Origin of the sequence: Priestia sp. BR_2, from assembly GCF_041954005.1 — a bacterium.
GTDB lineage: Bacteria > Bacillota > Bacilli > Paenibacillales > Paenibacillaceae > Paenibacillus_AQ > Paenibacillus_AQ lautus_A.
In genome coordinates this window covers 37,645-51,847 of sequence record NZ_JAVFHM010000087.1, presented here as the reverse complement: position 1 = coordinate 51,847, position 14,203 = coordinate 37,645, and the positions used below count along the sequence as shown (strand labels likewise).

Below are 14,203 nucleotides of genomic sequence, written 5' to 3'. Positions count from 1 at the left end.
GGGGGTAACTCATGACAGCACAAGTAGGAGTCATTATGGGAAGCCAATCAGATTGGGATACGATGTCCCATGCATGCCAGGTGCTAGACGAGCTTGAAATTCCTTATGAGAAAAAAGTCGTATCCGCTCACCGGACGCCGGACCTGATGTTCCGTTATGCCGAGGAAGCGGAGGGCCGGGGGCTTCGCGTCATTATCGCCGGAGCCGGCGGAGCTGCCCACCTGCCCGGGATGGTCGCTTCGAAGACGGTGCTGCCGGTCATCGGCGTTCCGGTTAAATCGAAAGCGTTGAAGGGTCTGGATTCATTGCTGTCGATCGTACAGATGCCAGGGGGCATCCCGGTAGCAACCGTAGCGATCGGCAAAGCCGGAGCCACGAACGCCGGGTTGCTCGCAGCCCAAATTCTGGGCGCCTCGGATGCAGGAATTCGCGAAAGAGTGCAAGCGCGCCGGGACCGGATCCGGGACGAAGTGCTGGAAAGCAGCGATAACCTATGATGGAGAACGGAGCACAGCAGATGCAAGCATCCGGCAGAAAGCTTTTGCCGGGTTCCGTCATTGGCGTACTCGGCGGCGGGCAGCTCGGACGAATGATCGCGCTGGACGGAATCCGGATGGGATATTCGTTCGTCACCCTTGATCCGACGCCGAACTCTCCGCTCGGCCAGATGGCCGAGCAGGTTACGGCCCGTTACGACGACGTCGAGGCTGCCCGGCAGCTCGCGGCGAAAGCCGATGTCATTACCTACGAATTCGAAAATGTCGATGCGGGCGTGGCCCAGCTTCTGGAGGAGCAGTCTTATGTTCCTCAGGGAAGCAAGCTGCTGTACACTACGCAGCACCGCTTGCGCGAGAAGGCCGCGATCGAAGCGGCCGGCGTGCCGGTTGCACCGTATCGTGAAATAACAAGCTTGGAAGATTTGTTGTCCGCCGCCTCCGAACTTGGACTTCCATGCGTGCTAAAGACCGCCACGGGAGGTTATGATGGTAAAGGGCAAGCGGTTCTCCGCAGCGAAGATGAACTCGAATCGGCTTACAAGGAGCTGGCTGCCAGCGGGACTGAGCTGGTATTGGAGAAGTTCGTCAAGTTCGCATGCGAGATCTCCGTCATTGCGGCGCGTACGCCCAGCGGCATCGTGAAGAGCTTCCCGCCGGCAGAGAACGTGCACGTCAACAATATTTTGCACTTGTCGATTGTGCCTGCGCGCGTGCCGAGCGAAGTAAAGCGCAAAGCATGTCAGCTCGCGGAACGCGTGGTTGAAGGTTTGGGAGCTGTTGGCCTGCTGGCCGTCGAGATGTTTGTGACCGAGGAGGGGGAGTTGTTCGTGAATGAGCTTGCGCCTCGTCCGCATAACTCGGGGCACTACACGATGGAGGCATGCTCAACCTCTCAATTCGAGCAGCATGTGAGAGCGATTTGCGATCTGCCGCTCGGGGATACGACGCTGCTGAGCCCGGTCGTCATGGTGAACCTCCTGGGGCAGCATCTGGAGGAAGCGGTACGGCGTTTTGGAGAGCACGACGCGCTTGCAGAGTCTCTCGGCGTTGTGCCCAAGCTTCATCTTTACGGCAAAAGCGAGGCGAAGGCTAACCGCAAGATGGGACATATCAACCTCTTGTGCGGGGACGTCGATGACGCGCTCGAATGGGTAGAGAAAACTAATATTTGGAGGCAGGATTAAACGATGATTGAACGTTACAGCAGACCGGAAATGCGGGCGATTTGGACCGAGGAGAACAAGTTCAGAGCATGGCTGGAAGTGGAATTGTGCGCATGCGAGGCATGGGCCGACCTTGGCGTCATTCCGAAGGAGGACACCGTTAAGCTTCGCCAGAATGCGACCTTCAATATAGATCGGATTTATGAAATCGAGCAGGAAACCCGCCATGATGTCATCGCTTTTACCCGTGCGGTGTCGGAAAGCCTTGGCGAGGAGCGCAAATGGGTCCACTACGGCTTGACTTCGACGGATGTGGTGGATACCGCGATGGGATATCTGCTCAAGCAAGCCAACGATATTCTGGAGCAGGACATCCTGCGCTTTATCGGTATTTTGAAAGAGAAAGCACTGGCTTACAAGCATACCCCGATGATGGGCAGAACGCATGGCGTGCATGCAGAGCCGACGACCTTCGGCTTGAAAATGGCGCTGTGGCATGAAGAAATGATCCGCAATCTGGAGCGTTTCCGCCATGCGGCTGACGGCGTGCAGTACGGCAAAATTTCGGGCGCTGTCGGCACGTATGCCAATATCGATCCCTCGGTCGAAGAATTCGTTTGCCGCAAACTCGGCACGAAGGCGGCGCCGATCTCGACCCAGACGCTGCAGCGTGACCGTCACGCGGAATACATGGCGACGCTTGCCCTTATCGCTACTTCGCTGGAGAAATTCGCTACCGAAGTACGCGCGCTCCAGAAGAGTGAGGTTCGCGAAGTAGAAGAGGCATTCGCCAAAGGACAAAAGGGTTCCTCCGCAATGCCGCATAAACGGAATCCGATCGGTTCGGAGAACATCTCGGGCCTTGCCCGCGTCATTCGCGGCCACATGGTTTCCGCTTACGAGAACGTGTCGCTCTGGCATGAGCGGGATATTTCCCACTCCTCGGTAGAACGTATCATCCTGCCGGACGCTACGATGCTGCTGAACTACATGCTGAACCGCTTCGGCAACATCGTGAAGAACCTGACGGTCTTCCCGGAGAACATGAAGCGCAACATGGCCCGCACATATGGCGTTCCTTTCTCCGGCCGGATCCTGACGAAGCTGATCGACAAGGGCTTCAGCCGCGAGCAAGCGTACGACACCGTTCAGCCACGCGCCATGCAGGCATGGGAAGAGCAGCGTCAATTCCGCGAGATCGTGGAATCCACGCCTGAGATCACCGAGGTGCTCAGCGCCGAAGAGATCGAAGATGCCTTCAATCCAAGCTGGCATCTGAAGCATGTGGATACGATTTTTGCCAAGCTGGGACTGGAGTAATTAAGATACCAAATTAATCCGCATTCATAAAAGATCTAGAGAAATTCAATTTCTACAACGGAGAAGGCGGAATTGTTTTGGAGAAGCGATAGCGGTCTCCTGAAAGCTTTCCATCGGAAAGCTAGCATCGAAAGCATATGCTGCCCCCGGATTTCAACCATTAAATCTTATGTAATAGAAATCTGGGGGCAACAGAGATCGGAAAAATAATCCGCATTCGTAGTGATGACAGGCAGACAATCTCTAGTCTAAGGGGAGGAACACATGACATTACCGGCATTATCGACCGCCACTCATCTGGTCAACGTACCGCTGCTGTACAAGGGCAAGGTTCGTGAATTGTACGACCTGGGCGAGCACGTACTCATCGTAGTAACCGACCGTATTTCCGCTTTTGACTATGTGCTGGAGCCGCCCGTGCCGGCTAAAGGAACCGTGCTGAACAAGCTGAGCGCCTTCTGGTTCGAACAAACGGAGCAGCTAATCCGCAATCATGTCGTGCATACCGACGTGAACCTGCTGGGCGATGCCGTCAAGGACAAGGACCTGCTGGACGGACGCATCATGGTGTGCCGGAGGGCCGAGCGCATCGATATCGAATGCGTCGTGCGCGGGTACATCACCGGCGGAGGCTGGAGGCAGTATCAGTCGTCGGGTGAGGTCAACGGCATTCAGCTGCCGGAGGGCCTGCGCAAGAACGAGGCCTTTCCGGAGCCGATCTTCACGCCGGCGGCCAAGAACGATGTCGGTCATGACGAGGACATCCCGCTTTCCCGCATGAAGGAGCTTGTCGGCGAGGAACTGGCATTGCAGCTGCAGGACAAAAGCCTGATGCTGTACAAGTTTGCCCGCGATTACTGCCGCAAGCAAGGCATTATTTTGGCCGATTGCAAGTTTGAGTTCGGATTGATCGACGGAGAGATCGTTCTGATCGACGAGATTTTCACGCCGGATTCCTCCCGTTTCTGGGATGAGAAGAATTATGCGCTCGACATTGAGATCGACAGTATGGATAAGGAGCCGGTACGCACGTATCTTGCTTCGTCCGATTGGGATAAGAACAGTGAGCCGGATCCGCTGCCGCAAGCCGTGGTGGAGGAGACGACCCGCCGCTACAGCGATATTTACAGCCGAATCACGGGTGTTAGCCTGTAAGCTTTGATAAACCATTTCATTCATATATACCGAGGAGGAACAGGATACAATGTTGAAAGCAAAGGTCTACGTCACGATTAAGCAGAGCGTATTGGACCCTCAAGGGGTAGCGGTGCAGGGGGCGCTTCATTCGATTGGGTACAAGGAAGTGGAGAGTCTGCGGATCGGTAAATATATGGAACTTGAGCTGGGTACGGACAACCGTGAGGAAGCCGAGCTGCGAGTGAAAGAAATGTGCGAGAAGCTTCTGGCCAATACGGTGGTAGAGAACTACCGTTATGAATTGGAGGGCTAAACCAATGAGATTTGCAGTGCTGGTCTTTCCTGGCTCCAACTGTGACATTGACTGCTATAAGGCGGTAGAAGAGACGATCGGTCAGCCGGTGGATTATGTATGGCATACGGCAACGGACCTTTCCCCATACGATTGTATTTTGGTGCCGGGCGGATTTTCCTATGGAGATTATCTGCGGTGTGGTGCGATTTCCCGGTTCGCCCCGGTCATGAACGAAGTGGCGAAAGCGGCGGAAGAGGGCAAGTATATTCTGGGCATTTGCAACGGATTTCAGATCTTGACGGAAGCCGGACTCCTTCCGGGAGCCCTGCGGCGCAACGATTCGATGAAATTCCGCTGCCATGACACGGTGCTTAAAGTGAACAATAATACAACGCCGTTTACCCGCGATTACGCGGAGGGACAAGAGATTGTCATTCCGATCGCGCATGGCGAGGGCAACTATTACTGTGATGAAGAAACGCTTCAAAAGCTCCGGGACAACCGGCAAATCGTATTTACGTATCAAGACAATCCGAACGGCTCGATCGAGGATATCGCGGGCATCTGCAACGAGCGCGGCAACGTGATCGGCATGATGCCGCATCCGGAGCGCGCGGTGAGCAGCCTGCTCGGCTCGGATGACGGTAAAGCAATGTTTACATCCATATTACAGGCATGGAGGGATACTCATGGCGCAGCAAACGTCCGTTAAGGAACCGACGGCAGAACAGATCGCAGAGCATCAGATTTACAAGCAAATGGGAGTTTCGGACAGCGAGTATGAGCTGATCTGTTCCTTCATGGGACGCAAGCCGAATTACACGGAAATCGGCGTATTCAGCGTCATGTGGTCCGAACATTGCGCCTACAAAAACTCCAAGCCCCTGCTTCGCCGCTTCCCGACAAGCGGCCCGCGCGTCCTGATGGGCCCGGGCGAAGGCGCAGGGATCGTCGATATCGGCGACAACCAAGCGGTCGTATTCAAAATCGAAAGCCATAACCACCCTTCCGCTGTAGAGCCTTACCAAGGCGCAGCTACGGGCGTAGGCGGCATAATCCGCGATATTTTCTCCATGGGGGCAAGACCGGTAGCGATACTGAACTCGCTTCGTTTCGGCAAGCTGGAGAGCGATCGCGTTAAATATTTGTTCGAACACGTGGTATCCGGCATAGCCGGCTACGGAAACTGCATCGGAATCCCGACGGTAGGCGGCGAGGTGGTATTCGACGAGAGCTACGAAGGCAATCCGCTGGTCAATGCGATGTGCGTAGGCGTTATCGACCATGACAAGATTCAGCGCGGCGTTGCAAAAGGGGTAGGCAATCCGGTCTTCTATGTCGGGCCACCAACTGGCCGCGACGGTATTCATGGCGCGACCTTCGCTTCCGTAGAACTGACGGAGGAATCCGAAGCGAACCGTACGGCCGTTCAGGTCGGCGATCCGTTCATGGAGAAACTCGTGATGGAATCCTGCCTTGAGCTGATCGATTCCGGCATCGTGCTGGGCATTCAGGATATGGGCGCGGCCGGATTGACTTGCTCCAGTGCAGAAATGGCAAGTAAAGCAGGCAACGGTCTTGAGCTGTACCTGGATCAGGTGCCTCAGCGCGAAGAGGGCATGACGCCTTATGAAATGATGCTGTCGGAATCCCAGGAGCGCATGCTGTTCGTCGTTGAGCCGAAGCATGAAGCGCAAGCGCGCGAAATCTTCGAGCGCTGGGGCGTTATCTGCGCAAAAGTCGGCAAGGTAACGGACGATGGCCGCCTGAAGCTGATCCACCACGGCGAGGTGGTTGGCGACATGCCGGTTAAAGCGCTCGTCGACGAGTGCCCGATCTATAACAAACCATCCCAAGAACCGGCTTATTATCAAGAGCAGGCTGCGGTGGATACGCTCCGTTATGAAGAAGTGAAGGACTTGGGCGGCGCCCTCAAGAAGGTGCTCGCTTCGCCAAGCCTTGCGAGCAAAGCATGGGTCTACAACCAATACGATTACATGGTTCGCACCAGCACGGCCGTTCGTCCGGGCTCGGATGCTGCCGTCGTAACGGTACATGGAACGCGTAAAGCCCTGGCGATGACAACGGACTGCAACGGTCGTTACGTCTACCTCGACCCTGAGCTCGGCGGCAGAATCGCGGTCAGCGAAGCGGCGCGCAATATCGTGTGCTCCGGTGCCGAACCGCTGGCAATTACGGATAACCTGAACTTCGGAAGCCCGGAGAAGCCGGAAATTTTCTGGCAGATGGAAAAAGCCGTGGACGGCATGGCGGAAGCTTGCCGTGAGCTTGAAACGCCGGTCATCGGCGGAAACGTCAGCCTCTACAACGAGAATGCCAAAGGCGCGATTTATCCGACGCCGGTTGTCGGCATGGTCGGCCTGATCCATGATACGGATCATATTACGACGCAAGCCTTCAAGGCGGAGGGCGATGCCATCTACGTTCTGGGCGATACCCGTGCCGAACTGGGGGGCAGCGAGTTCCAAGCGATCCTGCACGGAGTGTCGGAAGGAAGACCGCCGGAGCTGAACCTGGATACCGAGAAGAAATTGCTCGGCGGCGTACTGAAAGCCATCCAATCGGGTCTGGTCCAATCGGCGCATGACGTGTCGGAGGGCGGACTTGCAGCAGCGCTTGCGGAAAGCTGCATCAGCGGCGGCATCGGCGCGAGCGTGAAATGGGCAACCGATCTGCGCAACGACGTGGCGCTGTTCAGCGAGAGCCAATCCCGGATCGTGCTGTCCGCGTCTCCTGATCACAAGAATGCGCTGGAGAAGCTCCTGCAAGAAGCGGGCGTTCCTTTTACCGCGCTTGGCGTAGTCGGCGGAAACAAGCTTAGCATTAACATTAACGGTGCTTCTGCGCTGGAAGAATCCGTGGAGGCTTTGAAATCCGTCTGGGAGGATGCCATTCCATGTCTCATGAACTGATACCCGAAGGACTGTGGACAGGGGATTACTACAATGAGGGAACAGGTCAGAGCGATATTTTCGATACTTTAAAAGAAGAGTGCGGCGTATTCGGGGTGTTTGGGCATCCCGATGCCGCCTCCCTTTCCTATTACGGGCTTCACGCCCTCCAGCACCGCGGCGAGGAGAGCGCGGGAATCTGCGTGGCCGACGGCGAAAATTTCAATTATCACCGCGGTATGGGGCTGGTAAAAGAAGTGTTTGATAAAGACAAGCTGGAATCGCTGCAGGGCAGCATGTCGATCGGGCATGTCCGGTATTCGACCAGCGGGGACAGCAGGCTGACGAATGCGCAGCCGCTCGTCTTTAAATATCGTGAGGGCAATCTGGCGATTGCCACGAACGGCAACATCGTGAACGAGCCGAAGCTTCGGCGCGAGCTGGAGATGGAAGGCTCCATTTTCCAAACGACCAGCGATACGGAGGTCATTGCGCATCTGATCGCGCGTTCGCCGAAGGATTTTGTCGAGGCTGCCAAGGATGCCTTGCAGCGACTGGTGGGCGGCTTTGCGTTTCTGCTCATGACCAATGACAAGCTGCTCGTCGCCTCGGACCCGAACGGACTCCGTCCGCTCACGATGGGTCGTCTGGGCGATGCGTACATCTTCACCTCCGAGACCTGTGCGCTTGAAGTTATCGGAGCTGAGTCGATTCGCGACGTCGCTCCCGGGGAGCTGCTGATCCTCGATCGGAACGGGCTTCGGGAAGAGCGGTACACGGAAGCGGGACGCAAAGCGTTGTGCGCGATGGAATATATTTATTTTTCCCGTCCGGACAGCGATCTGAACGGCTCCAACCTGCATTCGGCCCGCAAACGGATGGGCAGCAAAATGGCCCTGGAATCGTTCGTGGATGCGGATGTGGTCACGGGCGTACCGGATTCCAGCATCTCGGCCGCCATCGGTTATGCCGAACAGACGGGCATTCCTTACGAGCTGGGATTGATCAAGAACAAATACACGGGCCGGACGTTCATTCAGCCGAGCCAGGAGCTGCGCGAGCAAGGCGTGAAGATGAAGCTGAGCGCGGTACGGCGCGTGGTCGAAGGCAAACGGGTGGTCATGATCGATGATTCCATCGTACGGGGAACCACGTCCCGCCGGATCGTCAACCTGCTTCGCGAAGCGGGCGCGACTGAAGTGCATGTGCGAATTACGTCGCCGCCGTTCAAGAACCCATGCTTCTACGGCATCGATACGCCGGACCGCCGGGAACTGATCGCCTCCGAGAAAAGCGTCGAGGAAATCTGCCGTGAGATCAACGCGGATTCCCTGTCGTTCCTGAGTCCGGAGGGACTGATATCCGCCATTGGCGGTTATGATGAGCACAGCCCTAAAGGCGGCTTGTGCATGGCATGCTTTGATAATGAGTACCCGACGCAGATTGATTTCAACGGGGAAGAGAAAATGGGCTGCAGCTGCTGATTCTGCGCAGCGGACAGCCATTTTTTCTCGGATACACCCTTTAAGTGAATATTCAAAAAGGTCGGTTTTCAGCACCGGGAAGGTTGGTTAGAACAACCTCTTTAAGCTGATTATTGATTAAGCCCATAAATGATGTGTGAACTGATACTTTCGTCATAACGAAAAAGGAGTGTTGAGCGCGTGTCTGATACTTACAAACAAGCAGGCGTGGATATCGCTGCAGGCAACGAAGCGGTAGAGCGGATGAAAAAGCATGTCAAAACGACTTTCAGGCCGGAAGTCATGACGGACCTCGGTGGTTTTGGCGCACTGTTCAAGCTGAATAAAGACCAATATGAAGAGCCGGTACTCGTCTCAGGCACGGATGGCGTCGGCACAAAGCTGAAGCTTGCATTCGCGATGGACCAACATGATACCATCGGCATCGATGCGGTAGCGATGTGCGTGAACGATATCGTGGTGCAGGGCGCAGAACCGCTCTTTTTTCTCGACTATTTAGCGTGCGACAAGGTCATTCCGTCCAAAATCGAATCCATCGTCAAAGGGATCGCCGACGGATGCAATCAAGCGGGCTGTTCCCTGATCGGCGGGGAAACGGCGGAGATGCCGGGCATGTACAGCGAAGGCGAGTATGACATCGCGGGCTTTACCGTGGGCATTGTCGACAAGAGCAAAATGATCAACGGGTCGAATATCGCGGCAGGCGACACGGTGATTGGTTTGGCATCCAGCGGCGTGCACAGCAACGGCTTCTCGCTCGTCCGCAAGCTGCTTTTAGAGGATGCCGGCTACTCGCTGCAGCAGGAGCTCCCGGAACTGGGCGGACGTCTTGGCGACGTGCTGCTCGCACCAACCAAGATTTACGTGAAGCCGCTGCTCGGACTGCTGAAAGAGATCGAAGTAAAGGGCATGGCGCATATCACGGGCGGCGGATTCATCGAGAATATTCCGCGCATGCTGCCGGATGGCGTCAACGTCGACATCGAATACGGCGCTTGGCCGATTCTGCCGATTTTTAAGCTGATGCAGGAAAAAGGCGACATTTCGAACAAGGACATGTTTACGACATTCAATATGGGAATCGGCATGGTGCTTGTCGTCAAGGAGCAGGATGCTGACGGGGCGCTTCAATTCCTCCGCTCCGCAGGCGAAGAGGCTTATGTCATCGGCCGCGTGACCGAAGGCGAGCGCATCGTAACCTTCACGGGAGCTGAGGTGTAATGAGAGCGTTTCGGATGGCGGTGTTCGCTTCCGGAAGAGGCAGCAACTTTCAGGCTTTGGTCGATGCGCAGCAAAGCGGAGCCCTGGGCGGCGAGATCAGCATTCTGGTATGCGACAAGCCTCAGGCTCCCGTCGTGGAGCTGGCTAAAGCGGCGAATGTGGATGTATTCGCCTTTCAGCCGAAGGAATATGCCTCAAAGGAAGATTACGAACGGGAAATTGCGGCAGAACTTCAGCAGCGCGGTGTCGAATTAATTGTCCTTGCAGGATATATGCGGCTATTGAGTCCTTCCTTTGTCGAGTTCTATAACGGACGGATTATCAATATTCATCCTTCGCTCCTGCCTGCTTTTCCAGGCAAAGACGCGATCGGCCAAGCGCTTGCGTATGGCGTGAAGATGACCGGCGTCACGGTGCATTTCGTGGATGGCGGCATGGATACCGGGCCGGTTATCGCTCAGAAAGCCGTTGAAATCAAGGACGGCGATACGGCGGAAACGCTGGCAGAACGCATTCACGCCGTGGAGCAGAAGTTATACTCTGAAGTCGTTTCCTGGTTTGCCCAGGGGCGGATTTCGCTGAACGGGCGGAATGTGACGATTGCCTAATAGGCATTTGTAATAAAAGCGGACAAGGTCTTACAGTGAATCGACATGTTCGATATTTCTCGGGAAATAATTTGCAATTATGGATCTTCGACAGCATCTACGGTATCAAGACAGGCCTAACTTAGTAGATTTTCATTCAAAATAGGGGGTATGAACGTGGGTATCAAAAGAGCTTTGGTCAGCGTGTCGGACAAAACCGGCGTCGTGGAATTTTGCCGCGAGTTGTCTTCATTGGGTGTAGAGATCATTTCGACAGGAGGGACGAAGAACCTTCTAGCAAAAGAAGGCGTTCCTGTCATCGGCATTTCCGATGTGACCGGATTCCCGGAAATTCTGGACGGACGCGTCAAAACCCTTCATCCAGCGGTGCACAGCGGCTTGCTTGCCATTCGCGACAGCGAGGAGCATCAGCGTCAAATGCAGGAGCTGGGCCTCGATTACATCGATCTGGTCGTGGTGAACCTGTACCCGTTCCAGGAAACGATCGCGAAGCCGGATGTCGAGTATGAAGATGCGATCGAAAATATCGACATCGGCGGGCCGACGATGCTGCGTTCGGCTGCGAAAAACCATGCTTTTGTGAGCGTGGTTGTCGATGCGGCGGATTACGGCAGCGTGATCGAGGAAATCCGCGGCGGCGGCGATACGACGCTGGAAACCCGGAAGCGCCTTGCAGCCAAGGTATTCCGTCATACGGCTGCCTACGATACGCTCATTTCCGATTATTTGTCGAATGTGACAGGGGATCCGCTTCCTGAGCGCTTTAGCGTCACCTACGAGAAGATCCAGGATCTTCGCTATGGCGAAAATCCGCATCAAAAGGCGGCATTTTACCGGAAGCCGCTGGCTCCTGCGGGAACGTTGACGACCGCCGAGCAGCTGCACGGCAAAGAGCTCTCCTACAACAATATCAATGACGCAAACGCGGCCCTCCAGATCGTGAAGGAATTCGACGAGCCGACCGTGGTGGCCGTGAAGCATATGAATCCTTGCGGCGTCGGCATCGGGACGAATGTATTGGAAGCTTATCAAAAAGCTTACAATGCGGATCCGACGTCCATCTTCGGCGGCATCGTGGCCGCAAACCGGACGATTGACGCTCCGACGGCCGATCTGCTGAAGGATATTTTCCTTGAAATTATCCTGGCACCGGACTTCACGCCGGAGGCACTGGAGATTCTGACGAAAAAGAAAAACATCCGTCTGCTGAAGATGGGCGAGTTCGGCTCGGCCAAGGAGCGCCAAAGCACGCTTGCCGTAACAACCATTGAAGGCGGCATGATCGTGCAGGAAAGCGATGTGCATTCCCTCGATGCGGCTGACCTGAAGGTCGTGACGGACCGCGAGCCGACCGAAGCCGAGCTGAAGCAGCTGCTCTTCGGCTGGAAGGTGGTCAAGCACGTCAAGTCGAACGCAATTGTATTGGCGGCTGACGACATGACCGTCGGCGTAGGCGCAGGTCAAATGAACCGTGTCGGTTCCGCGCGCATTGCGGTGGAGCAGGCGGGAGAGAAAGCCAAAGGCGCGGTTCTCGCTTCCGATGCCTTCTTCCCGATGGGCGATACGGTGGAGCTTGCGGCGAAAGCCGGCATTACCGCCATCATTCAGCCGGGCGGCTCCATTAAGGATGAGGAATCCATTAAGGCTGCCAACGAATACGGGATCGCCATGGTCTTTACCGGCGTGAGACATTTCAAGCACTAATTCATGAGCATATAAAGGGAGCTTTGCTACAGCCGTCAGGCTGCTGCTGAAGGATCGCCTTTGATTCAGCAACATATAGAGGCGACGCCGCGCTTAGCGCGCGCCGCCTTTACGTTTAAGGGGCGAAAGGTCGACTTATCGCTTTGCCCCGTAAATGATTCATGCAATGAAACGATATCGCGGGCAATATGAAATGATTCGGGAGGGGTAAACCATGGATATTTTGGTTATCGGAGGCGGCGGAAGAGAGCATGCCATCGTTTGGGCACTGGCAAAGAGCCCGAAAGCAGGCACCATTTACTGTGCGCCGGGCAATGCCGGAATTGGGCAGCTGGCCGAGTGCGTGCCGATTGCGGTATCGGAATTTGATAAGCTGGCGGCTTTCGCCGTAGAGAAGCAGGTGGGTCTCATTGTTGTCGGTCCGGATGATCCGCTGGCGGAAGGCATCGTGGATGCGTTTGACGCTACGGGCATCCCGGTATTCGGTCCGCGCAAAAACGCGGCCGAAATCGAGGGCAGCAAAACCTTCATGAAGGATCTGCTTCATAAATACAACATACCGACTGCGGCTTACGCGAAGTTCGACAATTACGAGGAGGCGCTTGCTTACTTGCGCCAGCAAGGCGCGCCGATCGTCGTCAAAGCGGACGGGCTCGCAGCAGGAAAGGGCGTTACCGTTGCGCGGACCATCGAGGAAGCCGAGCAGGCACTCAGCGACATCATGCAATCGAAGGTGTTTGGCGATGCCGGAAGCCGCGTAGTTATCGAGGAGTTCCTGGAAGGCCAGGAAATGTCGATCCTCGCCTTTGTGGACGGAGAAACCGTGAAGCCGATGTCAGCCGCGCAGGATCACAAGCCGGCCTATGACGGGGACCAGGGGCCAAATACCGGAGGAATGGGAACGTATTCGCCATTGCCTCATATTCAGCCGTCCATCATCGAAGAGGCCATTGAGACGATCATCAAGCCTACGGCAAAAGCGATGGTTGCCGAAGGACGTCCGTTCCGTGGCGTTCTGTTTGCCGGATTGATGATCACGCCGGACGGCAGACCGAAGACCATTGAATTCAATGCCAGATTCGGCGATCCGGAAGCGCAGGTTGTATTGCCGCGCCTGAAGGCCGATCTGCTTGACGTTTTCCTTGCTGCCGTGAACGGAACCCTGGCCGATCTTGAGCTGGAGTGGGGCGATGAAGCAGCCGTATGCGTCATACTGGCTTCCGGCGGTTACCCTGCATCGTATCCGAAAGGAATCGCGATCACCGGCCTGGACAACGAGCAGGACGGGACGATCGTATTTCATGCGGGCACTTCTCGCGATGCCGATGGAACCTGGAGAACGAACGGGGGGCGTGTCCTGGGCGTTGTCGGTTTAGGCGCAGATATCGCTGCGGCACGCGCGAAAGCCTATGAACGGGCAGAAGCGATTGCGTTCGAAGGCAAGTTTAACCGGACGGATATTGCGCTGAAAGCACTGCAATAAGCAAGCTCATTCACTAACAACCATGCGTAAAAATAAAGGACTGCCGCAGATCGGTTTCTAAAGATCACAAGCGGTAGTCCTTTCTTGCTGTTATCGGAAATGCATGGGGAAGCCAAGCTTAGAGGCAAGATCCGCTCATGTCAGACCCGGGCACATCTGTTTCTATTTCCCACTATTGTGCAAACGTTTGTTCAACAAGCAGGCATTTATGATGGCTTCTTGTCTCAAATAACGTGCAGAATGACAGGATTGCACAGGATCTGCACAACTATTTTTATGATAACTTACGAAATACAGTGAATACCGAAGGTAATAGAAGATTATATGCCTAAAACGGGGAAAAATGATCTGTGCAAACGTTTTTACATTCGATATTAAA

12 protein-coding genes are annotated in these 14,203 nt (G+C 55.3%); all 12 read left to right on the top strand.

Going from position 1 to position 14,203, the window contains the following annotated elements:
* Positions 1 to 11: 11 nt before the first annotated feature.
* The 12 genes from purE to purD all read left to right on the top strand — a co-directional run bounded on the left by purE (position 12) and on the right by purD (position 13,824).
* On the top strand, positions 12 to 497 hold the full coding sequence (gene purE, locus RB298_RS02365) for a 5-(carboxyamino)imidazole ribonucleotide mutase (protein ID WP_119849945.1): 486 nt from the start codon (positions 12 to 14) through the stop codon (positions 495 to 497).
* Positions 494 to 1,681 carry a 5-(carboxyamino)imidazole ribonucleotide synthase gene (purK, locus tag RB298_RS02360; protein WP_404566005.1) on the top strand — a complete coding sequence of 396 codons (1,188 nt, stop codon included), beginning with the start codon at positions 494 to 496 and terminating at the stop codon, positions 1,679 to 1,681. Before purE ends, purK begins: the two co-directional genes overlap by 4 nt.
* A 3-nt stretch (positions 1,682 to 1,684) precedes the next feature.
* On the top strand, positions 1,685 to 2,980 hold the full coding sequence (gene purB, locus RB298_RS02355) for an adenylosuccinate lyase (RefSeq protein ID WP_009592336.1): 1,296 nt from the start codon (positions 1,685 to 1,687) through the stop codon (positions 2,978 to 2,980).
* A gap of 264 nt (positions 2,981 to 3,244) precedes the next feature.
* On the top strand, positions 3,245 to 4,135 hold the full coding sequence (locus tag RB298_RS02350) for a phosphoribosylaminoimidazolesuccinocarboxamide synthase (RefSeq protein ID WP_036661950.1): 891 nt from the start codon (positions 3,245 to 3,247) through the stop codon (positions 4,133 to 4,135).
* Positions 4,136 to 4,184: 49 nt separating this feature from the next.
* The gene (gene purS, locus RB298_RS02345) at positions 4,185 to 4,430 is read left to right on the top strand and encodes a phosphoribosylformylglycinamidine synthase subunit PurS (RefSeq protein WP_012819094.1); all 246 of its coding nucleotides are present in this window, start codon (positions 4,185 to 4,187) and stop codon (positions 4,428 to 4,430) included.
* Positions 4,431 to 4,434: 4 nt separating this feature from the next.
* Complete coding sequence (gene purQ / locus RB298_RS02340) at positions 4,435 to 5,124, top strand: phosphoribosylformylglycinamidine synthase subunit PurQ (RefSeq protein ID WP_012819095.1); 690 nt, start codon at positions 4,435 to 4,437, stop codon at positions 5,122 to 5,124.
* Entirely contained in the window at positions 5,102 to 7,345 is a 2,244-nt protein-coding gene (gene purL / locus RB298_RS02335; RefSeq protein ID WP_096774967.1) for a phosphoribosylformylglycinamidine synthase subunit PurL, read from the top strand. The genes purQ and purL overlap by 23 nt, the downstream gene beginning before the upstream one ends.
* Positions 7,330 to 8,808, top strand: coding sequence for an amidophosphoribosyltransferase (gene purF / locus RB298_RS02330; protein WP_452517799.1), 1,479 nt, complete (start codon positions 7,330 to 7,332; stop codon positions 8,806 to 8,808). The genes purL and purF overlap by 16 nt, the downstream gene beginning before the upstream one ends.
* Before the next feature lie 180 nt (positions 8,809 to 8,988).
* On the top strand, positions 8,989 to 10,029 hold the full coding sequence (gene purM / locus RB298_RS02325) for a phosphoribosylformylglycinamidine cyclo-ligase (protein ID WP_096774968.1): 1,041 nt from the start codon (positions 8,989 to 8,991) through the stop codon (positions 10,027 to 10,029).
* A complete protein-coding gene (gene purN, locus RB298_RS02320) occupies positions 10,029 to 10,637 on the top strand; it encodes a phosphoribosylglycinamide formyltransferase (protein WP_096774969.1) in 609 nt (202 codons plus the stop codon). Before purM ends, purN begins: the two co-directional genes overlap by 1 nt.
* Before the next feature lie 156 nt (positions 10,638 to 10,793).
* Entirely contained in the window at positions 10,794 to 12,341 is a 1,548-nt protein-coding gene (gene purH / locus RB298_RS02315) for a bifunctional phosphoribosylaminoimidazolecarboxamide formyltransferase/IMP cyclohydrolase (protein WP_036661938.1), read from the top strand.
* Positions 12,342 to 12,555: 214 nt separating this feature from the next.
* On the top strand, positions 12,556 to 13,824 hold the full coding sequence (purD, locus tag RB298_RS02310; RefSeq protein WP_486045550.1) for a phosphoribosylamine--glycine ligase: 1,269 nt from the start codon (positions 12,556 to 12,558) through the stop codon (positions 13,822 to 13,824).
* Positions 13,825 to 14,203 lie beyond the last annotated feature (379 nt).